Source organism: Streptomyces sp. GS7, from assembly GCF_009834125.1.
In the GTDB taxonomy this organism is placed as follows: domain Bacteria; phylum Actinomycetota; class Actinomycetes; order Streptomycetales; family Streptomycetaceae; genus Streptomyces.
The window spans coordinates 6,915,429-6,942,124 of sequence record NZ_CP047146.1 but is presented as its reverse complement, the minus strand read 5'-3'; the positions used below and the strand labels follow the sequence as shown (position 1 = coordinate 6,942,124).

The following is a 26,696-nucleotide window of genomic DNA, read 5'->3' as shown; positions in this document are numbered from 1 at the left end:
ACGCCCCCGGTTCCGCACGCGGCTGGGCGGTCCGATCGAGCCCGGCCACTTCCCTGGCCGTCGGCGACGGCGGCTGTGCGAAGATGAGCCGCCCCCGACGGGCGTACCCCAGTCGTACGCCGGTTCCCACAGGAGGTGTGATCCACGATGTCCTGGTCAGCGACCGCCCGGTACGGCCTGGACCCCGCTCCTGGCGGCCTCGGTCTTGTACAGGATCTGCTCAACACCGTTGGTGCGGGCGCCCCGCGGATTCCCGATCTGCTCGCCGAGGTCGCTGAGGCTCAGGCATGGGTCGACGAGGCGACGGCGCAGTGGGCGGCGGTCACCGGGCAGCGGGTGCCCAGGGTCGCGCTGGACGCCGACGGGCTGACGGAGCTGCGGGCCTTCCGCGACGACCTCCAGGAAGCCACGGCCAAGGCGCAGGAGGCGGCATCCGGGCCGGGCGCGCTCGCGCTCGTACTGCACTCCGCGACCGCCGCGCTCCAACTGGGCGAGGGCGGGCTGGTCCGGCTGGAGCCGCGGGGAACCGGGTGGCGGCGGCTGGCCTCGCTGGCGCTGGCCGCTGCCTTCGAGGGGCAGCAGGCCGACACCCGGCGCCGCCTCAAGACCTGCCGCAACCTCCGATGCCGGGTGGCGTTCTACGACCGCTCGCGGAACAACAGCGGGGTGTGGCACGACGTCAAGAGCTGCGGCAACGCGGCCAACCTGCGTGCCTACCGTGCACGTCGGCGCGCGCAGAACGGCTGAGCCGCCGACCTGACACGTCGGCCACGGGTGCGGTAGGTCCGGTGGCCCCGATCGGCGGCCCCGATCGGTGTCCCGGACCAGCGGGCATGGACAGCCGGAGATCGGGGAGCTGGAGATCCGAGAACCTGGAGATCCGAGAACCTGGAGAGGACCTACCGCAAGCAAGCACTCCAGAAGGGTCGCCTTTGGGGTACGCGTACGCGATACGGCTCCGGTGCCCGGCTACGGATTCGGAAAGCGGAATGCGCCCGTCGCCCCACCTCGGCCGTGACCCGGCTGCTCCGCCGGCCCCTCAGTCCGTCGTCTGATGCGCGTCCCGGGCCGCGTCCACGAACCGCTCCAGAGCAGCCCAGAACGGGGTGTAAGCAGCATCGAACTCCTCGCGGCAGTTGATGCCGTCGCTCAGGCCGGACTTGAGCGCCTCGTAGAAGGGACCGGTCGCCTTCTGGAGGGCGAGTGCCGCAGCGGCGGCCGAGGGCGGCCCCTCCAGTTCCACCACCCGCGCGCAGCGCCGGATCTTCGCGTACTCGGCGACCTCCCGGTCGTGCAGCTTGTCGAGCTCCTGGGCACGGCCGTCCGAGGCGGGGAGCCGAAGCTGCGCGGAGATGTCCCAGTACAACTCGCCCATACGATGGGTCTGTTCAATGAGATCCAGATACGCGGTACGCCGGCTCTCACGAAGCCGCTCCGCACGCTGCGATTGCGCGGCGGTCTCCGCCTGGATCCTGGCGGCCCGCGCACTGCCCCGGCTCGTCACCCAACTGGCCAGTACCGCAGTACCGCCGGTCACCGCCGCGATCGCCAGAGTCCACACCGTGCTGTCACCCACGTGGCGTCACAATACCGACTCCCCGTCAGCCACCTGTAGGGGCACCTTCGTCGAGCCCCGTAAGGTCGCTACCGCATCCGCATCCGCCCTCTTCACGGCCGTTTCGAACTCCCCGTCCAGCGCCCTGCTTTCCCTCCACTCCCGGCCGCCCGCCCGCCAGCAAGGCGTCGTTGAACGGCCCGAGAGCACTGCTCGGCTTCGGCCGGAGGATGTACCCGACATGCTCGCGGGGCCGTCACCTTCCGCGCCCGACAGGCGTGCGGCCAACGTCGTCGGAAGCGATCCAGGTGGCGGGCGGACCGCTGGTGGATACCGGCGCCGCCCCCGCGGCCCGTCTCGCGTGCACCCCGCCCGGACGCCGGCCGACCCTCGCCCCGGATCCCACCGGTCCCGCTCCTCGTCTGGCCCCTATCTCTCACTCAGAGCTAAAATTGCGGCGTGGCCACAGGGGACCTCCCCGACTCGCTGGCCGACGTACTGGCCGGAATCCAGCGGCTGATCCGCCGGCGGCTGCGCCGCGGCCTGACCGCCCCCAGACTGCGCGGCGCGCAGGTCGAACTCCTGCGGCTGGTCGCTTCCCAGCCCGGTATCCGGGTTTCCGCCGCCGCGAAGGATCTCTATCTCGCGGGCAACTCGGTCTCCACTCTGGTCAACCAGCTCAGCCGGGCCGGATACCTGCGCCGGGAGACCGATCCCGGCGACCGGCGCTCGGCCCTGCTGTACCCGACCCCGGAGGCTCGGTCGCGGCTGCACGACTGGGAGACCCGCCGCAGCGCTCTCGTACGCGAACAGGTCGCCCGGTTGCCCGAGGCCGACCGGGCGGCACTGGCCGCCGCCCTTCCGGCCTTGCGCCGGCTCGCCCACAACCTGCACGAGGAGACGGAGGGACCATGACCACCGAAGACCCCGGCCGGACAGTCTCGCGGACCGCCCCCGAGCCCTCGGACGAGCCGGCCGGCCGGTCGTCCTCCGTTGCCGCCGCCCCGGTCGCATCCCCGGACGCCGTCACCTGCCGCGCCCTGTACTACGCCTTCGGAGAGACCAAGGCCGTCGACGGCGTGGACCTGTCAGTCCGACCCGGTGAGGTCTTCGGTCTGCTCGGCCCCAACGGCGCCGGCAAGACGACCGCCATCCGCTGTATCACCACACTCCTCCCCGTCCCGGCAGGCATGGTCCGGGTGTTCGGGCACGACGCGGCGAGAGAGCGCATGGCGGTCCGGCGCCTCCTGGGCTATGTACCGCAGCAGCTGTCCGCCGACGCCGGGCTGACCGGCCGGGAGAACGTCGAGCTGTTCGCCCGGGTCTTCGATGTCTCCCGTCGTGAGCGCGCGGCCCGTGTCGCCCAGGCTCTGGAGGCCGTGAACCTCACCGAGGCCGCCAACCGGCTCGCCAAGACGTACTCCGGCGGCATGATCCGCCGTCTGGAACTCGCCCAGGCACTTGTCAGTGCGCCCCGCCTGCTGATGCTCGACGAACCCACGATCGGTCTCGACCCGATCGCCCGGACCACGGTCTGGGAGCACATCAACGCAGTCCGCGCCGCGACCGGCATGACCGTTCTGGTGACCACGCACTACATGGACGAGGCCGAGCAGTACTGCGACCGGGTCGCCCTGATGCACCGCGGACGCATCCGCGCCCTCGGCACGCCCGAAGAACTCCGCTCCGCGCTACGGGCCCGCCGGGCCCGTGCCGCCACCGCCACGGGCGTGCCCCTCACCCCACCCCCATCCTCGCCCCTCCCCTCGACACCGCTGCCCTCGCACACTGCATCCCCTTCTCCCTCCGCCATTCCTCCCTCGCTTCCCTCGTCCGACGCGGAGCCGACGCTGGAGGACGTCTTCCGGGACGTCGCCGGCAGTGGCCTCGACGAGCAGTCAGGAGACTTCCGCGATGTCCGAAGCACCCGCCGCACCGCATCTCGCGTCGGCTGAACCCTCCTCTGCCACAGGCCACTTGGACCTGCTGCTGGCCCCGCCGCGTGCCCGTACCGGCTGGCGGGTGCTGCCCGCCCGGGTCGTCGCGATGTGCATGGTCGAGCTGCAGAAGCTGCGTCACGACCGGACAGAGCTGTACACCCGGGCCGTCCAACCCGCCCTCTGGCTGCTGGTCTTCGGTGAGACCTTCACCCGTATCAAGGCCATCCCCACCGGCGGCACCCCCTACATCGACTATCTGGCGCCCGGGATCATCGCCCAGTCGGCCATGTTCATCGCGATCTTCTACGGCATCATGATCATCTGGGAGCGGGACGCCGGCATCCTCACCAAGCTGCTGGTCACACCGACTCCGCGGTCCGCCCTGATTGCGGGCAAGGCGTTCGCCGCCGGGGTGAAAGCGCTGCTCCAGGCGGTGGTGGTGGTGATCGTCATCGCCGCCCTGCTCGGTGTGGCCATGACGTGGAACCCGTTGCGCCTGCTGGGTGTGGTCGTCGCCGTGATCCTCGGCTCGGCTTTCTTCTCCTGTCTGTCGATGACGATCGCCGGAATCGTGCTGACCCGTGACCGTCTGATGGGTATCGGCCAGGCCATCACCATGCCGCTCTTCTTCGCCTCCAACGCCCTCTATCCGGTGGCGGTCATGCCGGGCTGGCTTCAGGCGGTGAGCAAGGCCAACCCCCTCAGCTATCAGGTCGACGCACTCCGCGGACTGCTCTTGGGCACCCCCTCCCATCTGGGCCTGGATTTCGCCGTTCTCACCGGCGCCGCGGTCCTCGGCATCGCCGCGGCTTCCTCCCTCCTCGGCCGTCTGGCGCGCTGAGGCGCTCTCGTCCACCGTCGCCCCGCCGTCCGGCGGCCGGGCGACGCACGGCGGGCCGGGCCCCGCCCGCACCCACTGTCTGCGGAAACACCTCGGGATATCACAACGCTCGGTAGTCATGCGGCTACCGTACGGTAGGCCACTGACAGGGCCCCTGGCCTGCGGAATCCTTCTTGAGGGCGGGGGTGGGTGGGACGGGCGGGGGGATGCAGGGGACCCGTGCTTCGAGTGCCGCGGCCGGGGTGGACAGTGGGGGAGCGGGATGGGTCCCGGCTACCCCGAGGGGGTGGAAGGAGGTGCCGGGGAAGGGGTGCCCCGAGGCGGTGCGTCATGCCGGTCGGAGGCAAGCCGACCCGATGGATGGCGGAGAGATCGGGTGCGCCGCCGTGGCGCACGGTGATGACGAGGTCGCGGCCCGCGAAGACATGTACCTCGCCGAAATCCACCTCTTTGGCATCGTCCAGATAGCGTGCCGCGCGCAGTGCGACGAAGGACGAAGAGGATGTCGCCGTATCGCTCCGGTTCGGGCCACTGATGGGCCTCCAGTGCGTCCTCAAGGGCGAGGGATGGAGGTCGAACTCCGATGCCGGTGTGCCCAGTTCGGTGAGGGTGGGGCGGTGCAGGCCGCCGATCCACGCCAGCGAGTCAGGGATGGCGCGTAGCTGCCGGACGGTGTCGGCGAGCGTGCCCATGGCTGCTGACGTGCCGTCCGTCCTGGTACAGGGCCGCACTGATGACGCTGTGCGGGGCTTCGGAGGACGACTCCGGGGTGTCGGGTGCGGCCGCGGCCCGGGCGGGCGAGGGCGCGGGCGGGCCGGTTCCTCGACGGTTTGCGCAGACCGTGCAGAAGGCGCAGGCCACGCAGGCAGCGGCCGGGGGCAAGGCTCGCGGCGGAAGCGTCCTCCGTCACAAGAGAGGATGAACGGGCACACAGAAACTCGACGCAGGATATCTGCCCGGCGTGTCTGCACTGGTCAGGGGCCATGGTGCAGGATGGGGAGAGGTTGCGGCGCCGCGTGTGTCGCATCCGGCAACGTTTGTAGGTTTATCTCTAGAATCGTGCGATGCAGATACCGCAGATAGTCAGCGCCCCTCTGGATGAGGTGATTCGGTGAACGGCCCCGATGCCACCGACGAGCAGTGGGAAGGGCTCGCCGAGGTCGTACCGCTTCGCAGCAGCAGCGAATGGCCTTCCTGGCCCGACCACCGTGCCCTCCCGGACGACGAACCGGCAGAAGAGGCACGGCGGTTCATCGTCATCCGCGTCCAGACCTTCGCGGACGCCCGCGAGGTCGCCGAGTACCTCATGGCGCAGTTGCCGGTGCTCCTGGACCTCAGCAGCGCCGACGTCGACGTCGCCAAGCGCATCCTGGACTTCTCCAGCGGGGTCGTCTTCGGGCTCGGCAGCGGGATGCACCGCGTCGACACCAATGTGTTCCTGCTGGCGCCCGTGGGCACCGAGGTGGCGGAAGCGGCGGCGGGCACCATCCCCCATTCGTAGGAAGAGCAGTTGGGTGTAACGGTTCTCCGGTCGAGTGGCTGCATAGCGTCCCTGCATGGACACTGACAGTGCACGACCGGCGGTCACCGAATTACGGCTGTCCGCCTTCAAGGCCCATCGAGGCGTCATCCTCCCGCTCGGTCCGCTGACCCTGCTCAGCGGCGAGAGCGGAAGCGGCAAGTCCAGTGCGCTGCAGGCGTACGAGATTCTCGCCCGGCTCGGCAGCGGGGAACCGCTGGCGCGAGCCGTCGGGGTGGTGGCGGGCGGGGCGACCGCGTGCGTCCCGGCGGGCGCACAACCCGACCAGCAAGGACGGCGCGGCTTCCGTATCGGCTGCACGGTCGAAGGCCCGGCCGGCCCGGTCCAGCTCGATCTGGCCGTACAGGCCGAACCCGAACTCCGTATCGTGGGCGAGCGGTTGATCGGCGGCGGCGAGACACTCCTCACCACCGCCCTCACCGACCCCACCCGCCCCGCTGTCCAGGCCGCCTGGCACACCGCCGGCGCCACCCCCGTGACCCGCGCGCCGCTCCCCGACGACCGGCTCGGCACCTCCCTGCTGCCGCTTCGCGTCGCGGGCAAGACGGCCGGCCAGCGGATGGTCCTGGCCGCGGCGGAACAAGTCGTGGTCGCCCTGCGTTCAGCCTTTGTGTGCGATCCGCGACCGGAGGCCATGCGGGGGCCGGCGGTGGGTGCGGCGGACGGCTCCGCGGCGGACGGTGCGTCAGGCCGGGGAGGCACCGGACGCGGAAGCGGATCACGTACGAGCGCCTCGGGCCGGTCGAGGAAGTCCGGCGGTCCGGCTGCGGCCGGCGGTCCGGCGGGCACGCGCGGACGCAAGGCCGTCCGCGGTGGTCGCGACGCCAGCGGCTGGGGCAACGACGCTGACCAGGCGGACGAAGGGCGGCTCCGGTCGTCCTGCGACAACCTCTCCGCCGTCCTCGACCGTACGAGCCGCGAATGCGCCCGCCGGCATGCCGTTCTGGTCGCGGCGGTACGGGAAGCCTGCTCCGGACCCGTCGACGGACTGCGCGCGGTGCCCCGGCAGCCGGGCCCCGCGGCGGCCGGCACCGCCGCAGCTACGGCAGGCGCCCGAGACGGCGGGGCAGCGGGCACCCTGACCGCGCAGACGGCACAGGGGTCGCAGGCCCTGCAGGCCGTCCTCGACCGCGGCGCCCTCGGCGAGATGCCCGTCGAGCAGCTGGGCGACGGTGAACTGCGCTTTCTCGCGCTGGCGCTGGTCCTCCTCACCGGCCCCGGGGTGCTCGCCATGGATCCCGCCGGGGAGATTCCGTCGGCGCAGCAGCAGATGACGGTCATGGCGGACGGAATGGACCGCTGCATGGACCGCAGGCAGGCCCGCGAGCTGGTGTCGCTGGCCGTGCGGATGGCCGACCGCGGCCACGTCCGGCTCCTGGGGACGGTGCGGGATCCGACGGTCGCCGAAGGGCTGCCCGGCGTACAGGTGCTACACCTAGGGGTATGAGCGAGGATCTTCATGCCCTGCAGCGACGCCTGGCCGAATTCGCGGCTGCCCGGGACTGGCAGCAGTACCACACGCCCAAGAACCTGGCCGCGGCGCTCAGTGTCGAGGCCGCGGAACTGGTCGAGATCTTCCAGTGGTTGACGCCGGAGGAGTCGGCGACGGTGATGTCCGACCCGAAGGCCGCTGCCCGGGTCGAGGACGAGGTCGCGGATGTCCTGGCGTATCTGCTGCAGTTCTGCCAGGCGCTGGGCATCGACGCGCTGACGGCGCTGGCCGCGAAGATCGAGCGCAACGAGACGCGTTTCCCGGCGGTCCGCCAGGCTCCGCCGGACCGGCCGCGGGATGCCGAGTAGCAGGACGCGGGCGGGTGGGTCGCCGGGCGTGGCGGGGCGGCGGCTCCGCCCCTCGCGTTTGTGCGCCGGCGCCCCCGTTCCCGTCGCCGGCCGGTGCGGTGTCCGCCGCCGGATGGCCGTTCCCGGCAAGGGCCGCCTGACCCTGATCCGCGCCTTCGCCCTCTGATCCGCACGGCTCGATCCGTTGCCTGCACGGTGACCTGCCGTGTGCCGGGAGAAGGCCGAAGGGGGCATGGTGACCGGCGCTGCGGGAGTGTCCCGCGAGGTGTGAGTGGCGGACTGTGTCCCTTGAGCGGGGCGGGAGTTGAGTGACGCGCGGGGGAGCGAAGCGGACGAAGTGGAGCCAAGGCCGCGTCCCGACCGCACCCGAACCGCCTGTCGTCACTCTTCGGAGTTATCGATCTTTCCGCAACGCCTTGGTTGTCCACAGATTTGCGAATTCCCCTGGCTTTTTTGCCTGTTAACCCTCACGCTGGGTAGTGGAAGGAGTGCGGGGTGCATGCGAAGGAAGAAGGAAGGAGGGGGCAGATGGACGCGGTGCGGATCATCGCGGCCAGTCGCCGCGACCTGGCGCAGGCGAACTCGGTCCATGACGTGATCGTCGAGGCGTGGCAGGCGCAAGCCTTGGCGGAAGCGATAGGTAGCCATCTCGCGATATTCGGGCCGTACGAAGTGCGGTCCAGAGCCCGTGGGCTGGGCGATGCGGGCGGGCGGTTCAGCGGGGGACTGCTGTGCTCGACAGCGACCGCCGGCGGGCTCCGGGCGGCTCAACTGACCGAAATACGTGACGTCAAGGCGGCTTTGACCGGCCTGTGCCAACTGTTGCGGGAGGTGTGCGAGGCGCTGGTGGGAGTAGTGATCTCGGCAGACGAGGAGGGTATGTACTGGACCTGCGTGGAAGCCATGGACACCGCCGACGAATCCAGGGACCACGTCGCCGGAATACTGGAGAAGTTGGAGGTGCGCGACCGTCATCCTGCCTGACGGAGGGGAGAGCCGCTGACCGGCCGCCCGCACGGCAGACGTCGGCACGTCATGGCTCCGACCGCGCGGGCTGATCACGCCACCCCGGCATGCCCGGGCAGCGCCCGCCCATCCGTGACCCGACCCGGCCCGGCCACGCCCCGATCCGCACCCGCCCCTTCCCGCAGCCCCCGGCCGCCGCCACCGCCTCTACCGTCCTCGTGATCGCCACCGTCCACACGGTGCCCGCGGTGTCGAACCAACACCTCAACTGCCGTTACCACAAGCGGCACTTCGCCTGCCGGCACCGGCACCGGCACCGGCACGGGCGCCACCGCCACTTCCACGGCCGTCGCTTTCGCGCCCACGGCTGGTCCGAGCTGGGGCCGTCCCCCCGAGGTGCCGCACCACGCGCGTTCAGCAATTGCTGTGGGGCAGGCGGGTTCCCGCCCGTCACGTCGGCCACCCGCTGCCCGGCGCCCATGACTCCGCACGCCACTCAGGACTCGCGTTCACGACTCATGCCTGTGAACCCACTACGCACGCCGGTATGACCCGACCCGGTGCTTTGACACGCCCCGGCGGTTGGTCCGCAGCTCAGCGTGCAGGATGGAGGTATGGACCTACGAATCTTCACCGAACCCCAGCAAGGCGCTTCCTACGACACCCTCCTCAGGGTCGCCAAGGCCACCGAGGACCTCGGGTTCGACGCGTTCTTCCGCTCCGACCACTATCTGCGGATGGGGCACGCCGACGGGCTGCCCGGCCCGACGGACGCATGGATCACGCTGGCGGGCCTGGCCCGGGAGACCAGGCGCATCCGCCTCGGCACGCTCATGACGGCGGGTACCTTCCGGCTGCCGGGCGTGCTGGCCATCCAGGTGGCCCAGGTCGACCAGATGTCCGGCGGACGGGTCGAACTCGGCCTCGGCGCGGGGTGGTTCGAGGAGGAGCACCGGGCGTACGGCATTCCGTTCCCCAAGGAGAAGTTCGCACGACTGGAAGAACAACTGGCGATTGTCACCGGCCTGTGGGCCACCGAAACAGGACAGGAGTTCTCTTACGACGGCAGGTACTACCACTTGGAGAAGTCGCCCGCACTGCCCAAGCCCGCCCAGCACAAGGTGCCGGTGCTGGTCGGCGGGCACGGTGCGACGCGTACCCCGCGACTCGCGGCGCAGTACGCCGACGAGTTCAACATCCCCTTCGCCTCACTCGAAGACAGTGAGCGCCAGTTCGGAAGGGTGCGGGCGGCCGCAGAAGCCGTCGGGCGCAAGGGAGACGACCTGGTGTACTCCAACGCCCTCGTGGCCTGCGTCGGCAAGAACGACGCCGAGGTGGCGCGGCGGGCCGCGGCCATCGGCCGGAACGTGGACGAGCTGAAGGCCAACGGCCTCGCGGGCTCGCCCGCCGAGGTCGTCGAAAAGATCGGCCAGTACGCCGCCATCGGCTCGTCCCGCGTCTACCTGCAGGTGCTGGACCTCGACGATCTGGACCACCTGGAACTGATCTCCGCGCAGGTGCAGTCCCAGCTGAGCTGAGCCCGGCTGGGGCGAGTCGGCCGGGCCCGGGGTACGGGCGGTCCTGCCGGAAGCCGGGAGTAGGGAGCTGGCAGTGCCGCCCGCTCCGGGAGCAGACGGGCGCCGGGAGTGGGCAGCGGGGGAGGAGCGGGCGTGACGGTTCGGTGTGACGGAGGGGAAGGGGGAAATTCGCTGGGGCATCGATATCGCGAGCGCCGATACTGGTCATGTGTTTCTGACGATAACGACCACCGGTACCACCGACTGCCCCGCCACTGACCTCGGGTTTCTGCTGCACAAGCATCCCGGGAAGGCGCAGCAGTTCTCGACGTCGCACGGGACCGCACACGTTCTCTACCCCGAGGCGGATGCGGAACGGTGCACGGCGGCGCTGCTGTTGGAGGTCGATCCCGTTGCCCTCGTCCGCCGCGGGCAGGGCAAGGGGCGGGGCGGAGCCCCGGACGCGGCACTGGGCCGGTATGTGAACGACCGGCCGTACGCGGCGTCGTCGTTGCTGGCGGTGGCGTTGCGGACGGTGTTCGCGAGCGCGATCAAGGGGCAGTGCGCGGCGCGCCCGGAGCTGGTCGGGCGGGCGATTCCACTGCGTATCGAGGTTCCGGTGCTGCCTGCCCGGGGTGGCGCGGAGCTGGTGGAGAAGCTGTTCCGGCCGTTGGGCTGGTCGGTGCTGGCCGAGCCGCTGCCGCTGGACGAGACGTTCCCCGAGTGGGGCGACTCGCGCTATGTGCGGCTGGTTCTGGACGGGGAGTGTGTGCTCGCCGAGGCGCTGCGGCATCTGTATGTGCTGCTGCCCGTGCTGGACGACGCCAAGCACTACTGGGTCGCGGCCGACGAGGTCGACAAGCTGCTGCGGGCCGGTGAGGGCTGGCTGGAGGGCCACCCCGAGCAGCGGGTGATCGTCGGCCGCTATCTGGCGCGGCGCTGGTCGTTGACCCGTGAGGCCATGGCGCGGCTGGAGCTGGAGCGGCTGGCCGAGGCGGACGACACCGTTGCCGAGGAGATCGACAACGCGGTGGACGAGGAGGCCGACACGGAGGAGAGGCCGGTGCCGCTGGCAGTGCGGCGACGGGAGGCGATCCTCGGGGAGCTGCGGGCGGCCGGGGCGGCGCGGGTGCTCGATCTGGGCTGCGGGCAGGGGCAGTTGATCGGTGCGCTGCTGAAGGAAGCGCAGTTCACCGAGATCGTCGGGGTGGACGTGTCGACGCGGGCGCTCCATGAGGCGCGGCGCCGGCTGCGGCTGGACCGGGTGCCCGAGCGGCAGTCGGCGCGCGTACGGCTTGTGCAGGGCTCGCTGGCGTACACCGACGGCAGGATCGCGGGATATGACGCGGCGGTGCTGAGCGAGGTCGTCGAGCATGTGGACCCGGCGCGGCTGCCGGCGCTGGAGTACGCGGTGTTCGGTGCGGCCAGGCCGCGGACGGTGGTGGTGACCACGCCGAACGTCGAGTACAACGTGCGCTGGGATGCGCTGCCGGCCGGGCAGGTGCGGCATGCGGACCACCGGTTCGAATGGACGCGGGAGGAGTTCCGCCGGTGGGCGGGGGAGGTCGCCACGCGGCACGGTTACGCGGTGACGTTCGGCCCGGTGGGACCCGATGATCCGGAGGTGGGGCCGCCCACTCAGCTCGCGCGCTTCACCCGTGAGGAGAGCGATGCTCCCGCGGCACCACGCAACGGCAGTGGCAGCGGGGGCACCGGCAGCGGTGGTGCGGGCAGTGCCGGCGGCAAAAGCGGCATGAGTGACAGCAGGGACAATGGTGGCAGGTGTGACGGCCGTGGCGGCGCGGACAGCGGAAAGGGGGCGGCGGCATGACGGATGGTGAGCGTACGGAGCGGCAGCAGGTGCGAGGACCTGAGCAGGAGGAGCAGGAGCAGGAGAAGCAGGGGCGGTTGCGCGAGCAGCGATCGGGGGACCGGCCGGAGGGCCACCATGAGCCGCCGTCCTCGTCCTCGTCCACCGCCGACGGGCGGGGCCGTTTGCTCCCCGTGCCCGATCTGTCGCTGGTGGTGCTGGTCGGAGCCACCGGGTCCGGCAAGTCGACCTTCGCCGCGCGGCATTTCAAGCCGACCGAGGTGATCTCGTCGGACTTCTGCCGGGGGCTGGTCAGCGACGACGAGAACGACCAGAGCGTCAGCGGCGACGCGTTCGAGGTGCTGCACTTCATCGTGGGCAAGCGGTTGGCGGCCGGGCGGCTGACGGTCGTGGACGCCACCAATGTGCAGGCGGAGGCGCGTGCCCAGCTGGTACGGCTGGCGCGCGAGCACGACGTGCTGCCGGTGGCGATCGTGCTGGACGTGCCCGAGCAGGTCTGCGCCGAGCGGAACGCGGCGCGCGCCGACCGGGCCGGGCTGCCGCGCCGGGTCATCCAGCGGCACCAGCGGGAACTGCGGCGCTCCATACGCCATTTGGAACGCGAGGGCTTCCGCAAGGTGCACATCCTGCGGGGGCAGCGGGAGGTCGACGCCGCCGGGATCGTCCGGGAGCGGCGTTACAACGATCTGCGCCATCTCGCGGGCCCGTTCGACGTCGTCGGCGATGTCCACGGCTGCCGCTCGGAGCTGGAGAGCCTGCTCGGCCGGCTGGGATACGAGATGCGACGCGATGCCACGGGCCGGGCGGTGGACGCCGTGCACCCGGAGGGCCGTACGGCGGTCTTCGTCGGCGACCTCGTCGACCGGGGCCCGGACAGCCCGGGTGTCCTGCGGCTGGTGATGGGCATGGTCGCAGCCGGTCACGCTCTGTGTGTGTCCGGGAACCATGAGAACAAGCTCGGTCGTTACCTCAACGGCCGCAAGGTTCAGCACACGCACGGCCTTGCCGAGACGATCGAGCAGTTGGAGAAGGAGGACGACGCCTTCCGCGCCGGGGCCGCGGAGTTCATCAGAGGACTGGTCAGCCACTACGTCCTGGACGGCGGTGGATTGGTGGTGTGCCACGCGGGTTTGCCGGAGAAGTACCACGGCCGGACGTCGGGCCGGGTGCGGTCGTTCGCGCTCTACGGCGACACCACGGGCGAGACGGACGAGTTCGGCCTGCCGGTGCGCTACCCGTGGGCGGAGGACTACCGGGGACGCGCCGCCGTGGTCTACGGCCATACGCCGATACCGCGGGCCGGCTGGCTCAACAACACCCTCTGCCTGGACACCGGCTGTGTCTTCGGCGGCCGGATGACCGCGCTGCGCTGGCCGGAGCGGGAGCTGGTGGACGTACCGGCGGAGCGCGTCTGGTACGAGCCGGCCCGGCCGCTCGCCACGGAGGCGCCCGGCGGTGCGGACGGCCGGCCGCTGGACCTGAACGACGTGGCGGGCCGGCGGACCGTGGAGACCCGCCACATGGGCCGGCTCGCGGTGAGGGAGGAGAACTCCGCGGCGGCGCTGGAGGTGATGAGCCGCTTCGCGATCGACCCGCGGCTGCTGCCGTATCTCCCGCCGACGATGGCGCCGTGTGCGACGTCCAAGGAGGAGGCGCAGGGGGAGGGCTTCCTGGAGCACCCGGCGGAGGCGTTCGCCGAGTACCGCGCGGCGGGCGTCCGGGAAGTGGTGTGCGAGGAGAAGCACATGGGGTCCCGTGCGGTGGTGCTGGTCTGCCGCGACGAGGCGGTGGCCGGCGAGCGGTTCGGGGCGCCGGGCAAGGGCGTCTCCGGCGCGGTGTACACCCGTACGGGACGGCCATTCTTCGACGACGAGGCGATATCCGAGCGGATCCTGCGGCGGGTCGGCGCCTGTGTTGCCGAGGCCGGGCTGTGGGCCGAACTGGACACGGACTGGCTGCTGTTGGATGCGGAACTGATGCCGTGGTCCCTGAAGGCGACCGGTCTGCTGCGCGAGCAGTACGCGGCGGTCGGCGCGGCGTCCGGGGCGGTCTTCCCAGGGGCGATCGGCGCGTTGGAGGCGGCGCAGGCCCGTGGTGTGGACGTGTCGGCGCTACTGGAACGGCAGCGTGGTCGGGTAGCCGATGCCGCGGCGTTCACGGCGGCGTACCGGCGCTACTGCTGGCGGGTGGGCGCGACCGCGGACGCGGCCGGTCCTGAAGGGGCGGCGGGCGGTGTCGGGCTCGGCGTGCCGGCCGGGATCCGGCTGGCGCCGTTCCAGATACTCGCCGCGCAGGGGCGCAGCCTTGCCGGGCTGCCGCACACCGAACAACTGGCGCTGATCGACCGGCTGATAGCGGCCGAGGAGATCCTGGTGGCGCGGGACGGTGACGGTGACCGTACGGCGGCCGGGGATGGCGCCGCGGCTTCGGACGGGGGTGCTGCCGGGGGCGCGGCCGAGACGGGCGACGGTGTGCAGGGCGAGCGGGCGAGGCTGCTCGCGCCGACCCGTCGGCTGATCGTCGACACCGAGGACGAGGCGTCGGTCGCGGCCGGTGTCGCCTGGTGGCTGGATCTGACCGCGGACGGCGGTGAGGGCATGGTCGTCAAGCCGGTGCAGGCGCTGGTGAGGCAGGCGGACGGCCGGCTCGTGCAGCCGGGTATCAAGTGCCGTGGCCGCGAGTACCTGCGGATCATCTACGGGCCGGAGTACACCCGCCCGGAGAATCTGCAGCGGTTGCGCATACGCCATCTCGGCCACAAGCGCTCGCTGGCCCTGCGTGAGTACGCGCTGGGGCTGGAGGCGCTGGACCGGCTGGCGGCCGGTGAGCCGCTGTGGCGGGTGCACGAGGCGGTCTTCGCGGTGCTTGCGCTGGAGTCGGAGCCGGTGGATCCGCGGCTGTAGCGGTGGGGGAGCCGGCGGCGTGCCCGCCGGGCCCGGGGTGTCGCGTACCTCCCGGGGCCCGACGGCAGGTCGCCTGCGCCCACGGCCGGGACCCGGTCCGTTCACCGGGACGTTGTCTGTTCCCCGGGGACATCGCCTGTTCCCCGGGGACCTCGTCTGTTTCCCGGGGACCTCGTGTCTCCCGGGACACGGCGTCTGTTTCTCGGGGGTACTCCGCCGCGCTCGGGGAGCATCTCCAACTGACGTCGCTGAAGCGGTAGATGCCGCTGACACCGTTGATGGTGCTCACGCCGCACGCGCCGCCCGGTATGTCCGCCGGTAGTCGACCGGCGGTACTCCCATCGCCCGGGCGAAGTGGCGGCGGAGGTTGGCCGCCGTCCCCAGGCCGGCGATCTCCGCCACCCGCTCCACGGGCAGATCGGTGCTCTCCAGCAACTCCCGGGCCCGTGCGATGCGTTGGGACTGGATCCACTGCATCGGCGTGGTGCCGGTCGCGGCGTGGAAGCGGCGGACGAGGGTGCGCGGGCTGGTGTTGGCGTGCCGGGCCAGGTCCGCCACGGTGATCGGGTGCCGGAGGCGTTCCGCGGCCCAGTGGAGGACGGGCGCGAGCGAGTCGTCGCTGCGTTCCGGGAGCGGCGTCTCGATGTACTGGGCCTGTCCGCCGGGCCGGTGCGCGGGTGCGACCAGCTGGCGGGCCAGGGAGTTGGCGACCTCGGTGCCGTAGTCCTCGCGGATCAGGTGCAGGCAGACGTCGATGGAGGCGGTGGAGCCCGCGCCGGTCAGCACGTCGCCGTGGTCGACGTAGAGGACCGACGGGTCGACACTGACGGCCGGGTATCGCTCGGCGAGCAGTTCCGCGTACATCCAGTGGGTGGCGGCGGTGCGTCCGTCCAGCAGGCCGGTCGCGGCGAGGGTGAAGGCGCCCGAGCAGAGGGAGACCACGCGTGCGCCCCGGCGGTGGGCGGTGCGCAGGGCCGCGACGAGTTCGTCCGGCGGATCGCCGTGCACATCGGCGGAGGCCGGTACGAGGACCGTGTCCGCGGAGACCAGTTCCGCGACGCCGTACGGGGTGCGGGTGCTGAACCACGGCCCGGCGAGAGGGGTTTCGCCGGCCGGGCCGATCGCGCACACCCGCAGGTCGTACCAGTCCGGGGGCGGCTGGATCCGGTCGGTGCCGAAGATGTGGCAGGGGATGGCGAGTTCGAGGAACGGCATGCCGGTGGTGACGGCGATCGCGAGGGAGGCCATGACGGGAGTGTGGCAGAAGACGTGGCAGGAACGTAGCGGATGGTGGCAGTGCTGCCACTCGTGACGAGGGAGCCGGGGGCGGATGCTTGATCGGCATGACCACTCCTTTTCCGGGCGGCCGGGGGACGGGTGTGCCCTCCTGCGGGGCCTCCGCACCGGGCGGCCCTGGCGCTCCCGGCGCCCCCGCACGCACCGTTCCCGCTCGAACCTCCTCCGCTCGAACTTCCTCCGCACATACCGCGGCTGCGCACACCGCGCCCGTATACCCGGCCCCTGCCGCCGCGGCCGCCCGGCGCAACGCGGTGGCCGTCCGACGCACCACGGACGCCGCGCCCAGTGATGCGGAAGCGGCGGCTCGTGACGTCGAAGCGGCGCCTTGTGGCGTCGGGGCTGCGCTTCGTGATGCCGAAACCGCCCCCCGTGGTGGCGCTGATGCCGTCCGTCGCGACGTCGGCACGATCCCTCCCGGTGTCGGCGCCGACGCCGACGCGGCCGGGCCCGACACCGCCGACCCGCGCCGCTGGCTGATCCTGGCCGTCGCCTCCGCCGCGCAGTTCCTGGCGGTGCTCGATCTGATCGCGGTCACCATCGCGTTCCCGGCGATCGGCCAGGACTTCGCGCCGGCGCCCGCCTCCGCGCTCTCCTGGGTGCTCAACGGCTACACCGTCGTGCTCGCCGCGCTCCTGGTACCGGCCGGGCGGCTCGCCGACGAGGCCGGCCGGCGACGCTGCTTCCTGACCGGGATGGTGTTGTTCGGCCTGGCGTCGGCGGCCTGCGGGATGGCGCCCACCCTCACGCTGCTCATCGTGGCGCGGGTGGTGCAGGGCGTGGCGGCCGCCGTACTGATCCCCACCTCCCTCTCCCTCGCGCTGCCCGCCTTCCCGCCCCGGGAACGCGCGACGGCGGTGGGTGCCTGGACGGCGGTCAGCGCGGTGGCGGCGAGCTCCGGCCCGGTGATCGGCGGACTGCTCGCCGCCTCCGACTGGCGGCTGATCTTCCTGATCAACGTCCCGGTGGTGCTGCTCGCGGTGGGCGCGGGCGCCCGGCTGCTGCCCCGTTCCGAACGCGGCGGACGGCAGGCGCTCGACCTGCCGGGGACGGCGCTGGTGCTGGTGTGCGTCGGCGCGCTGGTGACGGCGTGCGTCGAGGCCCCCGAGTGGGGTTACGCCGCCCCCGCCACACTGGCGGTCCTGGCCGCCGGAGTTCTGGCCGGCGCGCTCGGCGTACGCCATGTGCGGCGGGCCACGGATCCCGTGGTGCACCCGGAGCTCTTCCGGACGCCCGGGTTCGCGGCGGCCACGCTGGGGCTGCTCAGCTACTTCGTGGCCTACGGCGCGATGGTGCTAGGGGCGAGCCTGCTGTTCACCGATGTGTGGCACTACTCGGTGCGGACCGCCGGGCTGGCGCTGGCGCCCTGGCCGCTGACGGTTCTGGTGGTCTCCGCGCTCTCCGGCCGCATCGTCGGGGCGGTCGGGGCGCGGGCGACGGGCGTCATCGGGGCACTGTGCTTCGTGGCGGCCACCCTGTGGTGGCTGGCGCTGGCCGACGACGGACGGGGAGGCGGGGGTGCGCACTACGTGGCGCACTTCCTGCCCGGCCTGATCTTCGCCGGGCTCGGCACCGGGCTGTACCAACCGGTGATGTTCGCCGCGACGGGACTGCTGCCCAGCCGCCAACTCTCCCTCGGCTCCGGCGTCCTGATGGTGTCGCGGCAGGCCGGTACGGCGCTGGGGGTGGCCGTGTTGGTAGCCGTCATGGGTGGCGGGCAGCAGCCGGACTTCGGGGCATTGCGGGCCGGCTGGGTCATCGCCGCGGTGACCTCGGCGGGAGCGGTGGCGGCGGCGCTGACGCTGCGGCGGCGCGGTACGCGGGGGACGGGTGAGGCCAGTGAGGTCGGTAAGGCCGGTGACGGTGCGCGGAGGACTGGATGAGGGCGGCGTGACGTTACGCGGTGGGCCGGGCGTGGACGGTACGGGCCGGGTAGGACGTGGGGAGGCTGTACCACGGCCCCGGCTCGGGACGCGGAGGCCCGTGACCCGGAGGCCGAGGCCGGTGATCCAGACATGGAGGCGCGTGATCCGGACGCGGAGGCTCCCGCTCCGGATGAGGCGGCCCCACGCCAAATCCTTCCCGGGGGTGGGCGGATGGGCCCCGGTCCGGCCCCTGGTATCTCCCTGAGGACCGGCCCCGGGACCTCCCGGAGGTTCACCCCGACATCTCCCGGAGGTTCACGCCGACATCCCCCGACATCGCGCCGAGTCCCGACGCTGGGCCGCCGGACCGGACAAGATGGGGAGATGGGATTCCATGTCGACTCAGAGGCCGGGCGGCTGCGCCGGGTCATCCTGCATCGCCCCGATCTGGAGCTGAAGCGGCTCTCGCCCTCCAACAAGGACACCTTGCTGTTCGACGACGTGCTGTGGGTGCGCCGGGCGCGGGCCGAGCACGACGGGTTCGCGGACGTGCTCCGGGACCGCGGCGTCGAGGTGCACCTCTTCGGGGATCTGCTGGCCGAGAGCCTGCAGATCCCCGAGGCGCGCACGCTGGTCCTGGACCGGGTCTTCGACGAGAAGGAGTACGGCCCGCTGGCCACCGACCATCTGCGGGCGGTGTTCGACGAACTGCCCGTGCCGGAACTCGTGGAGGCGCTGGTCGGCGGTATGACCAAGCGTGAGTTCCTGGAGCGCCACTCCGAGCCGACCTCGGTCCGCTTCCATGTGATGGATCTGGACGACTTCCTGCTGGACCCGCTGCCCAACCACCTCTTCACCCGCGACACCTCCGCCTGGATCTACGACGGGGTGTCGATCAACTCGATGCGCTGGCCCGCCCGGCAGCGCGAGACCGTCCACTACGAGGCGATCTACCACCACCATCCGCTGTTCCGCCACGAGGACTTCCATGTCTGGTCGGAGGGGCAGGCGGACTTCCCCTCGACGATCGAGGGCGGCGACGTGCTGGTCCTGGGCAGCGGCGCGGTGCTGATCGGGATGAGCGAGCGGACCACTCCGCAGGCCGTCGAACTGCTGGCGCGCGGACTGTTCGCGGCGGGTTCGGCGCGCACGATCGTGGCGCTGGACATGCCCAAGCGGCGGGCGTTCATGCACCTCGACACCGTCATGACGATGATCGACGGGGACACCTTCACCCAGTACGCGGGTCTGGGCATGCTCCGCTCGTACACCATCGAACCGGGCTCGGGCGACCGGGACCTCAAGGTCACCGACCATCCGCCGGAGCACATGCACCGCGCCATAGCGGCCTCCCTGGGCCTCTCCGACATCCGGGTGCTGACCGCGACCCAGGACGTCCACTCGGCCGAGCGCGAGCAGTGGGACGACGGATGCAACGTGCTGGCGGTGGAGCCGGGGGTGGTGGTGGCGTACGAGCGGAACGTCACCACGAACACCTTCCTGCGCAAGCGCGGCATCGAGGTGATCACCATCCCCGGGAGCGAGCTGGGGAGGGGGCGCGGTGGTCCGCGCTGTATGAGCTGCCCGGTGACGAGGGAGGCGGTACCGGGGGCGGCGTGAGCGGGGCGGGGCCGGGCCGGTGCGTTCGGACGCGGCGCCCCACCGCGCGCCCCACCCGACGATGCCGTATAGAGATACGGTGTGTCGTATACACTTCCAGTGTTCGACCCCGTCCCCGATTGCCGCGAACCAGGAGCCGACCCATGGCGATAGACCTCACGGGCCGCCACTTCCTCAAGGAGCTGGACTTCAGCGCAGAGGAGTTCCGCCGACTGATCGACCTGGCCGCCGAGCTGAAGGCGGCCAAGCGCGCCGGCACCGAGGTCCCGCGCCTGAAGGGCCGCAACATCGCCCTGATCTTCGAGAAGACCTCGACCCGTACCCGCTGCTCCTTCGAGGTCGCCGCCGCGGACCAGGGCGCCTCGACCACCTACCTGGACCCGTCCGGTTCGCAGATCGGGCACAAGGAGTCGGTCAAGGACACCGCACGCGTCCTCGGCCGGATGTTCGACGGTATCGAATTCCGCGGCAGCCGCCAGTCCGACGTCGAGGAGCTCGCCGCGTACGCCGGCGTGCCCGTCTTCAACGGGCTGACCGACGACTGGCACCCCACCCAGATGCTCGCCGACGTGCTCACCATGGTCGAGCACGGCAACGGCCGCCCCCTGGAGGAGACCGCCTTCGCCTACCTCGGCGACGCCCGCAACAACATGGGCAACTCCTACCTCGTCACCGGTGCGCTGCTCGGCATGGACGTGCGGATCGTGGCGCCGAAGCAGCTGTGGCCCGAGGAGGCGGTCGTCGCACAGGCGCGGTCGCTGGCCGAGGCCAGCGGCGCCCGGATCGCCCTCACCGAGGACGTCGCCGAGGGCGTCCGCGGCGCGGACTTCGTCGCCACCGACGTCTGGGTCTCCATGGGGGAGCCGAAGGAGGTCTGGGACGAGCGGATCGCGCTGCTCGCCCCGTACGCGGTCACGATGGACGTGCTGCGCGCCACGGGCCGGCCCGACGTGAAGTTCCTGCACTGCCTGCCCGCGTACCACGACCTGGGTACGGCGGTCGGCCGGGAGATCCACGCCCGGCACGGCCTGTCGTCGCTGGAGGTCACCGACGAGGTCTTCGAGTCCGCGCACTCGGTCGTCTTCGACGAGGCGGAGAACCGGATGCACACGATCAAGGCGGTGCTGGTGGCGACGCTGGCCCGGCCCTGACCTGACCCATCGGACGGCCCCTGGAGTCCCGCGGGAAGCCGGCGGCAGCCCCGGGCGGCACCCCGCGTCAGTGCATAGCCATACGGGTCAATGGGCGATCATGCAGTTCCGGCGGTTACCATCGAGCCGCTCACGGGGTCCGGACCCACCGGTTCGGACCCCGCTCCGCGCCCGGCGCCACCCCGCCGCGCGCACCGCACCACCAGAGAGAGAACCACCCCATGTCCCGCTCAGGCCCGTCCGGACTGCGCATCAAGTCCCCCGACCTCCTCATCGCCGAATCCGGCGCGGACCTCGAAGGCAACGGCCTGCGGCGCAGCATGGGCCTCTTCCAGCTCGTCTGCTTCGGCATCGGCGCCATCGTCGGCACCGGCATCTTCGTCGGCCTCTCCGACACCGTCGCGCAGGCCGGCCCCGCCGTCATCGTCTCCTTCGTCCTCGCCGCGATCACCTGCGTCTTCACCGCCTTCTCCTTCGCGGAACTGGGCGGCGCCATCCCGGTCTCCGGCAGCTCGTACTCCTACGCCTACGCCACCCTCGGCGAGCGCACCGCCTTCCTCGTCGGCTGGTGCCTGCTCCTCGAATACGGCATCTCGATCTCCGCGGTCGCCGTCGGCTGGGGCCAGTACCTCAACGAACTGCTGGGCAGCCTGACCGGCTGGCAGCTGCCCGCCGCGCTCTCCAGCCCGCCCGGCGCCGGCGGCATCGTCAACGTCCCCGCCGTCGTCGTGATGCTGCTCGCCGCGCTGCTGCTCGTCCGCGGCGTCCGCGAGAGCGCACGTGCCACCGCCGCGATGGCGGTGCTCAAGCTGGCGGTCCTGGCGCTGTTCTGCGTGATCGGCTTCAGCGCCTTCCGGAGCGGAAACCTCGCGCCGTTCGCCCCGCAGGGCATCGCCGGGATCACCTCCGGAGCGTCCGTCGCGTTCTTCTCGTACATCGGCTTCGACGCCGTCACGACCGCCGGTGAAGAGGTCCGCAACCCGCGGCGCAACATCCCCGTCGCGATCATGATCTGCATCGGCGTGGTCACCGTCCTGTACTGCCTGGTCGCGCTCGGCGCCATCGGCGCGCTCTCGTCCGGGAAGGTCGCCGGGCAGCCGGCCGCACTGTCGCTGATCGTCAACCACGTCACCCACTCCACCCTCGGCGGCGGCGTGATCGCCTTCGGCGCGGTGGTCGCCATCGCCTCCGTCGTCCTCGCCGTGATGTACGGGCAGACGCGCATCCTGATGTCGATGTCCCGGGACGGGCTGATCCCGCGGATCTTCGAACGGATCTCGCCCCGGACCTCCACCCCGGTCGCCAACACCTGGATCGTCGCGGCCGTCTTCGCGGTCCCCGCCGCGGTCGTCCCGCTCGACGTGGTGATGAACCTGACCACCATCGGGACCCTGGCGATCATGGCCGTGGTCAATGTCAGCGTGCTGGTCCTGCGCCGCACCCGGCCCGACCTGCCGCGCCGCTTCCGCGTCCCGCTCTTCCCGGTCAGCCCGGTCCTCGGCATCGCCTTCTGCGGCTATCTCATCTACGGCACCGGCCCGGCGACCTGGCTGCAGTTCGCCGGGTTCCTGGCCGTCGGCGCGCTGGTCTACGCGCTGTACGGGCGCCGCCACTCCCGCCTCGGGAGCGGGACCCGGGAGCCGGGCGGGGACACCGTCGGGGGAGCGGACGGGGAGCCGGGCGCCGGCGGGACCGAGGGCAGGATCCGGGACCGGGTCGGGGCCGTCCAGGAGTAGCCGGTCCGGGAAGCCGGGGCAGCCGCTCGGCGGTTCCCCCGCAGCGCGGGCCCGGCACCGGCCGGGCCGACGCGGTACCGGCGGGCAGCGGGTCAGGGCCGCCGCGGCAGCCGCGGCTCCCGCAGCGGGGGCAGGGTGAACCACACGGCCTTGCCGTGCGCGGTCGGCCGGCAGCCGGCGGCGGAGCTGAGCCCCCGGACCAGCCGCAGCCCGCGGCGCGCGGCCGGGCGCCGGCCGGCCGCCGCGCCGGCACTCCCGGTCTCCGGAACCGGCCCCGCCGCCGGTGCGCCGTACGCCGTGTCCTCCGGCCGCTCCAGCCCCGCCAGGGGCGCCGGGTCCCCGTCGTGCACCTCGACCTCGCAGCCCGCCGGCCGCAGCTTCACCACCAGCTCGATCGGAGCCGAACCGCCGGTGTGCGCCACGGCGTTGGCGACCAGCTCCGCGGTCAGCAGCGCCGCGGTGTCGTGGTCGGCGGTGACCCGCAGGTCCAGCAGCGCGGTGGTGATCAGCGCGCGGGCGATCGGCACGGCGGCCGGGGTGTGCGGCAGCGTGACGCGCCAGGAGGCGACGTCGGACGGTTCGGACAGCGGCGGGGCGCCGGCTTCCGGCAGGAGTGGTTCCGGCATCAGGTGTTCCGTTCGCCCGGGGCCGGGTCGGATCCCTCATGGCCCCATCGGACACCTTCACCGTAGGGCCGGGGCCGGGCCGGGCATCAGAGCCGAACGGCAGGGCCGACCGGGACCTGGGTCACCCGCCGGATGGGACGTTCGGCCCCTACGCACCCGCCCGCAGCGAGCGGCGCACACGGGACGATGTATCGCGCCATCATGACGGCAGTCACAAATGAGTGATAGCTTCGAGGGGTTCACGCGCACCGCCACCGCATCCGCAGCCACCGCACACACCAGCCGTCCGGCTGAGGGGGGCAGGCAGACCGATGAGCCCGTTCGCAGGATCCGCCCGAAGCACCGGCGCCTGGCAGCACATCCGGGTGACCAGGGAAGACGGCATCGCGACCGTCACCCTCGCGCGCCCCGAGAAGCTCAACGCGCTCACCTTCGAGGCATACGCCGACCTCCGCGACCTGCTCGCGGAACTGTCCAGAGAACGCTCCGTGCGCGCCCTGGTCCTCGCCGGGGAAGGCCGCGGCTTCTGCTCCGGCGGCGACGTCGAGGAGATCATCGGCGCCACCCTGGGCATGGACACCGCACAGCTGCTGGACTTCAACCGGATGACCGGCCAGGTCGTACGGGCGGTGCGCGAGTGCCCCTTCCCGGTCATCGCGGCGGTGCACGGCGTGGCGGCCGGCGCCGGCGCGGTGCTCGCGCTGGCCGCCGACTTCCGCGTCGCCGACCCCTCCGCCCGCTTCGCGTTCCTCTTCACCCGGGTCGGTCTCTCCGGCGGCGACATGGGCGCGGCCTACCTCCTGCCCCGCGTCATCGGCCTCGGACACGCCACCCGGGTGCTGATGCTCGGCGACGCGATCCGGGCGCCCGAGGCCGAACGCCTCGGCCTGATCAGCGAGTTGGCCGAGGAGGGCCGCGCCGACGAGACGGCCGCCGCGCTCGCCCGGCGGCTCGCCGAAGGGCCCGCGCTGGCCCACGCCCAGACCAAGGCGCTGCTCACCGCCGAGCTCGACATGCCGCTGGCCGCCGCCGTCGAAATGGACGCCGCCACCCAGGCACTGCTGATGAACAGCGCCGACTACGCCGAATTCCACGCCGCCTTCACCGAGAAGCGGACCCCCAAGTGGCAGGGGAAATGACGATGTCCGCGGCGCGGGCCGGCCGGCCGCTGAAGGTCGCCGTCCTCGGCGGCGGCCCCGGCGGGCTCTACGCGGCGGCGCTGCTCAAACGCCTCGACCCGGCCCGCGAGATCACCGTCTGGGAACGCAACGCCCCCGACGACACCTTCGGCTTCGGCGTCGTCCTCTCCGACGAGACCCTCGGCGGCATCGAGCACGCCGACCCGGTCGTCTACCGCGCCCTGCAAGCGGAGTTCGTCCGCTGGGACGACATCGACATAGTGCACCACGGCCGCACCCTGACCTCGGGCGGCCACGGTTTCGCCGCGCTCGGCCGGCGCCGGCTGCTCGCCGTCCTCCAGGAACGCTGCCGCTCGCTCGGTGTGCGCACCGTCTTCCGCACAGAGGCACCGCCGGCCGCCGAACTCGCCCGCGACCACGACCTGGTGATCGCCGCCGACGGCGTGCACAGCACCACCCGCGCCGCCCACGCCGACGTCTTCCGCCCGCAGTTGACCGCCCACCGCTGCCGCTACATCTGGCTGTCCGCCGACTTCGCGCTGGACGCCTTCCGCTTCGAGATCGCCGAAACCGGCCACGGCATCGCCCAGCTGCACGGCTATCCGTACGCCCGGCCGCGACCCGGCGCCGGCCCCGTGGAGCCCGCCGGCGGCGCCAGCACCGTCATCGTCGAGATGCGCGAGGAGGTCTGGCGGGCCGCCGGCCTGGACGCCTATGAGGAGCGCGCCTCGGCCGAATGGTGCGCGGCGCTCTTCGCCGGCGCGCTGGGCGGCCGCCCGCTGCGGTCCAACAACTCCAGCTGGACCGCCTTCCGCACCGTCGTCAACGAGCGCTGGTCGCACGGCCGGATCGTCCTCCTCGGCGACGCCGCGCACACCGCGCACTTCTCCATCGGCTCCGGCACCAAACTCGCCGTCGAGGACGCCCTCGCCCTCGCCGCCTGCCTCCAGGAGCACGCCACCGTGCCGGACGCGCTCACCGCCTACGAGGCCGAGCGCCGCCCCGTCGTCGCCTCCACCCAGCGCGCCGCCCGCGCCAGCCTCGCGTGGTTCGAGGACCTGGCCACCTACACGGGGCAGCCGCCGCACCAGTTCGCCTTCAACCTCCTCACCCGCAGCCGCCGGGTCACCCACGGCAATCTGCGGCTGCGCGACCGGGAGTTCGTCGACGCGGTGACGAAGGAGGCGGGCATCCCCACCGGGACACCGCCCATGTTCACCCCCTTCCGGCTGCGCGGACTGACCCTGCGCAACCGGGTCGTGGTCTCCCCGATGGACATGTACTCCGCCGACGGCGAGGGCACCCCCGGCGACTTCCACCTCGTCCACCTCGGCGCCCGCGCGCTCGGCGGCGCCGGCCTGGTCATGACGGAAATGGTGTGCGTCAGCCCCGAAGGGCGGATCACCCCGGCCTGCACCGGGCTCTACACCCGCGCCCACGAGACGGCCTGGCGCCGGATCACCGACTTCGTCCACACCTCGGCCCCCGGCACCGCCATCGGCGTGCAGCTCGGCCACTCCGGCCGCAAGGGCTCGACCCGGCGGATGTGGGACGGCATCGACCAGCCGCTCCCCGACGGCAACTGGCCGCTCGTCGCCCCCTCCGCACTGCCCTACCGCCCCGGCGTCAACCAGATCCCGCACGCCCTGACCGCCGCCGAACTCACCGCCGTACGCGACCGGTTCGCCCGCTCCGCCGCCGCTGCCGCGCGCGCCGGATTCGACCTCCTCGAACTCCACTGCGCCCACGGCTATCTCCTCTCCGGGTTCCTCTCTCCGCTGACCAACCAACGCACCGACGCGTACGGAGGTTCCCTGGCGGGCCGGCTCCGCTTCCCCCTCGAAGTCTTCGACGCGGTCCGCGAACAGTGGCCGGACGACCGGCCCATGACGGTCCGCATCTCCGCCACCGACTGGGCCGACGGCGGCACCACCGCCGAGGACGCGGTGGCCATCGCGGGCGCCTTCGCCGAGCACGGCGCCGACGCCATCGACGTCTCCACCGGACAGGTCGTACCCGACGAGCGCCCCGACTTCGGCCGCTCGTACCAGACGCCGTTCGCCGACCGGATCCGCAACAGCCTCGGCATCCCCGTCATCGCGGTCGGCGCGATCTCCTCCTGGGACGACGTCAACTCCCTGGTGCTGGCCGGGCGCGCGGACCTGTGCGCCCTGGCCCGCCCGCACCTCTACGACCCGCACTGGACCCTGCACGCCGCCGCCGACCAGGGCTACACGGGGCCGGGCGCCCCCTGGCCGCCGCCCTACCAGGCCGGCAGCCGCACTCCGCCCACCGGCCGCACCGACGCGCCGAAGCCCCGCCTCACGCTGCACTGACGGGGAGGCCACAAGCAGCGGGAGGCGGGGCGGA

The 26,696-nt window shown here is 72.1% G+C and carries 20 protein-coding genes and 1 pseudogene; 17 read left to right on the top strand and 4 right to left on the bottom strand.

The window, feature by feature from the left end:
- Positions 1-147 precede the first annotated feature (147 nt).
- Entirely contained in the window at positions 148-747 is a 600-nt protein-coding gene (locus GR130_RS30145; protein WP_159507629.1) for a CGNR zinc finger domain-containing protein, read from the top strand.
- Between the two features lie 292 nt (positions 748-1,039).
- Here the strand turns inward: GR130_RS30145 and GR130_RS30140 are convergent, their stop codons facing one another.
- Entirely contained in the window at positions 1,040-1,576 is a 537-nt protein-coding gene (locus GR130_RS30140) for a hypothetical protein (protein WP_159507628.1), read from the bottom strand.
- A gap of 438 nt (positions 1,577-2,014) precedes the next feature.
- On the opposite strand from GR130_RS30140, the gene GR130_RS30135 reads away from it, so the two are divergent.
- The 3 genes from GR130_RS30135 to GR130_RS30125 are packed head-to-tail and all read left to right on the top strand — an operon-like array spanning position 2,015 to position 4,336.
- Positions 2,015-2,470, top strand: coding sequence for a MarR family winged helix-turn-helix transcriptional regulator (locus tag GR130_RS30135; RefSeq protein ID WP_159507627.1), 456 nt, complete (start codon positions 2,015-2,017; stop codon positions 2,468-2,470).
- Complete coding sequence (locus tag GR130_RS30130) at positions 2,467-3,510, top strand: ABC transporter ATP-binding protein (protein WP_236573665.1); 1,044 nt, start codon at positions 2,467-2,469, stop codon at positions 3,508-3,510. Before GR130_RS30135 ends, GR130_RS30130 begins: the two co-directional genes overlap by 4 nt.
- Complete coding sequence (locus GR130_RS30125; protein WP_159507626.1) at positions 3,470-4,336, top strand: ABC transporter permease; 867 nt, start codon at positions 3,470-3,472, stop codon at positions 4,334-4,336. The genes GR130_RS30130 and GR130_RS30125 overlap by 41 nt, the downstream gene beginning before the upstream one ends.
- 353 nt (positions 4,337-4,689) lie before the next feature.
- Here GR130_RS30125 and GR130_RS41055 read toward each other — a convergent pair.
- Positions 4,690-5,197: pseudogene (locus GR130_RS41055) on the bottom strand (CorA family divalent cation transporter); the annotation flags it as partial.
- A 250-nt stretch (positions 5,198-5,447) separates the two neighbouring features.
- Between GR130_RS41055 and GR130_RS30120 the strand changes: the two are divergent.
- The 7 genes from GR130_RS30120 (at position 5,448) to GR130_RS30090 (ending at position 14,893) form a co-directional block, all read left to right on the top strand.
- Complete coding sequence (locus tag GR130_RS30120) at positions 5,448-5,837, top strand: cell division protein SepF (protein ID WP_159507625.1); 390 nt, start codon at positions 5,448-5,450, stop codon at positions 5,835-5,837.
- A gap of 55 nt (positions 5,838-5,892) precedes the next feature.
- Positions 5,893-7,323, top strand: coding sequence for a biotin transporter BioY (locus GR130_RS30115; protein ID WP_159507624.1), 1,431 nt, complete (start codon positions 5,893-5,895; stop codon positions 7,321-7,323).
- Positions 7,320-7,676: a nucleotide pyrophosphohydrolase gene (locus GR130_RS30110; RefSeq protein WP_159507623.1), complete on the top strand. Its 357-nt coding sequence runs from the start codon at positions 7,320-7,322 to the stop codon at positions 7,674-7,676. Before GR130_RS30115 ends, GR130_RS30110 begins: the two co-directional genes overlap by 4 nt.
- Positions 7,677-8,204: 528 nt before the next feature.
- Entirely contained in the window at positions 8,205-8,660 is a 456-nt protein-coding gene (locus GR130_RS30105) for a DUF6099 family protein (RefSeq protein WP_159507622.1), read from the top strand.
- A 596-nt stretch (positions 8,661-9,256) separates the two neighbouring features.
- The gene (locus GR130_RS30100; RefSeq protein WP_159507621.1) at positions 9,257-10,180 is read left to right on the top strand and encodes an LLM class F420-dependent oxidoreductase; all 924 of its coding nucleotides are present in this window, start codon (positions 9,257-9,259) and stop codon (positions 10,178-10,180) included.
- Positions 10,181-10,388: 208 nt separating this feature from the next.
- On the top strand, positions 10,389-11,990 hold the full coding sequence (locus GR130_RS30095) for a 3' terminal RNA ribose 2'-O-methyltransferase Hen1 (RefSeq protein ID WP_159507620.1): 1,602 nt from the start codon (positions 10,389-10,391) through the stop codon (positions 11,988-11,990).
- Positions 11,987-14,893, top strand: a complete 2,907-nt coding sequence (locus GR130_RS30090; RefSeq protein ID WP_236573663.1) for a polynucleotide kinase-phosphatase — start codon at positions 11,987-11,989, stop codon at positions 14,891-14,893. The genes GR130_RS30095 and GR130_RS30090 overlap by 4 nt, the downstream gene beginning before the upstream one ends.
- A 285-nt stretch (positions 14,894-15,178) precedes the next feature.
- Here GR130_RS30090 and GR130_RS30085 read toward each other — a convergent pair whose 3' ends face one another.
- Positions 15,179-16,141 carry a GlxA family transcriptional regulator gene (locus GR130_RS30085; RefSeq protein ID WP_159507619.1) on the bottom strand — a complete coding sequence of 321 codons (963 nt, stop codon included), beginning with the start codon at positions 16,139-16,141 and terminating at the stop codon, positions 15,179-15,181.
- Positions 16,142-16,443: 302 nt separating this feature from the next.
- Between GR130_RS30085 and GR130_RS30080 the strand changes: the two genes are divergently transcribed.
- The 4 genes from GR130_RS30080 (at position 16,444) to GR130_RS30065 (ending at position 22,561) form a co-directional block, all read left to right on the top strand.
- The gene (locus GR130_RS30080; RefSeq protein ID WP_236573661.1) at positions 16,444-18,072 is read left to right on the top strand and encodes an MFS transporter; all 1,629 of its coding nucleotides are present in this window, start codon (positions 16,444-16,446) and stop codon (positions 18,070-18,072) included.
- 366 nt (positions 18,073-18,438) lie between these two features.
- On the top strand, positions 18,439-19,674 hold the full coding sequence (locus GR130_RS30075) for an arginine deiminase (RefSeq protein ID WP_159507618.1): 1,236 nt from the start codon (positions 18,439-18,441) through the stop codon (positions 19,672-19,674).
- A 143-nt stretch (positions 19,675-19,817) separates the two neighbouring features.
- Positions 19,818-20,825 (top strand): ornithine carbamoyltransferase, encoded by a 1,008-nt coding sequence (gene argF / locus GR130_RS30070; RefSeq protein ID WP_159507617.1) that lies wholly within the window; start codon positions 19,818-19,820, stop codon positions 20,823-20,825.
- A 221-nt stretch (positions 20,826-21,046) separates the two neighbouring features.
- Positions 21,047-22,561: an amino acid permease gene (locus GR130_RS30065; protein ID WP_159507616.1), complete on the top strand. Its 1,515-nt coding sequence runs from the start codon at positions 21,047-21,049 to the stop codon at positions 22,559-22,561.
- Positions 22,562-22,653: 92 nt separating this feature from the next.
- Here the strand turns inward: GR130_RS30065 and GR130_RS30060 are convergent, their stop codons facing one another.
- Positions 22,654-23,187: an ATP-binding protein gene (locus GR130_RS30060; protein ID WP_236573660.1), complete on the bottom strand. Its 534-nt coding sequence runs from the start codon at positions 23,185-23,187 to the stop codon at positions 22,654-22,656.
- 311 nt (positions 23,188-23,498) lie between these two features.
- On the opposite strand from GR130_RS30060, the gene GR130_RS30055 reads away from it, so the two are divergent.
- Positions 23,499-24,326 (top strand): enoyl-CoA hydratase family protein, encoded by an 828-nt coding sequence (locus tag GR130_RS30055; RefSeq protein WP_159507615.1) that lies wholly within the window; start codon positions 23,499-23,501, stop codon positions 24,324-24,326.
- Entirely contained in the window at positions 24,323-26,662 is a 2,340-nt protein-coding gene (locus tag GR130_RS30050; protein ID WP_236574039.1) for a bifunctional salicylyl-CoA 5-hydroxylase/oxidoreductase, read from the top strand. Before GR130_RS30055 ends, GR130_RS30050 begins: the two co-directional genes overlap by 4 nt.
- Positions 26,663-26,696: the final 34 nt, after the last annotated feature.

What these genes read in the sequence shown, in the direction of transcription:
- GR130_RS30100 (WP_159507621.1), top strand. Translation starts at nt 9,257, where the DNA reads ATGGACCTACGAATCTTCACCGAACCCCAGCAAGGCGCTTCCTACGAC.
- GR130_RS30105 (WP_159507622.1), top strand. Translation starts at nt 8,205, where the DNA reads ATGGACGCGGTGCGGATCATCGCGGCCAGTCGCCGCGACCTGGCGCAG.
- GR130_RS30130 (WP_236573665.1), top strand. Translation starts at nt 2,467, where the DNA reads ATGACCACCGAAGACCCCGGCCGGACAGTCTCGCGGACCGCCCCCGAG.
- GR130_RS30055 (WP_159507615.1), top strand. Translation starts at nt 23,499, where the DNA reads ATGAGCCCGTTCGCAGGATCCGCCCGAAGCACCGGCGCCTGGCAGCAC.
- GR130_RS30085 (WP_159507619.1), bottom strand. Translation starts at nt 16,141, where the DNA reads ATGGCCTCCCTCGCGATCGCCGTCACCACCGGCATGCCGTTCCTCGAA.
- GR130_RS30110 (WP_159507623.1), top strand. Translation starts at nt 7,320, where the DNA reads ATGAGCGAGGATCTTCATGCCCTGCAGCGACGCCTGGCCGAATTCGCG.
- GR130_RS30090 (WP_236573663.1), top strand. Translation starts at nt 11,987, where the DNA reads ATGACGGATGGTGAGCGTACGGAGCGGCAGCAGGTGCGAGGACCTGAG.
- GR130_RS30075 (WP_159507618.1), top strand. Translation starts at nt 18,439, where the DNA reads ATGGGATTCCATGTCGACTCAGAGGCCGGGCGGCTGCGCCGGGTCATC.
- GR130_RS30060 (WP_236573660.1), bottom strand. Translation starts at nt 23,187, where the DNA reads ATGCCGGAACCACTCCTGCCGGAAGCCGGCGCCCCGCCGCTGTCCGAA.
- GR130_RS30065 (WP_159507616.1), top strand. Translation starts at nt 21,047, where the DNA reads ATGTCCCGCTCAGGCCCGTCCGGACTGCGCATCAAGTCCCCCGACCTC.
- GR130_RS30115 (WP_159507624.1), top strand. Translation starts at nt 5,893, where the DNA reads ATGGACACTGACAGTGCACGACCGGCGGTCACCGAATTACGGCTGTCC.
- GR130_RS30145 (WP_159507629.1), top strand. Translation starts at nt 148, where the DNA reads ATGTCCTGGTCAGCGACCGCCCGGTACGGCCTGGACCCCGCTCCTGGC.
- argF (WP_159507617.1), top strand. Translation starts at nt 19,818, where the DNA reads ATGGCGATAGACCTCACGGGCCGCCACTTCCTCAAGGAGCTGGACTTC.
- GR130_RS30050 (WP_236574039.1), top strand. Translation starts at nt 24,323, where the DNA reads ATGACGATGTCCGCGGCGCGGGCCGGCCGGCCGCTGAAGGTCGCCGTC.
- GR130_RS30125 (WP_159507626.1), top strand. Translation starts at nt 3,470, where the DNA reads ATGTCCGAAGCACCCGCCGCACCGCATCTCGCGTCGGCTGAACCCTCC.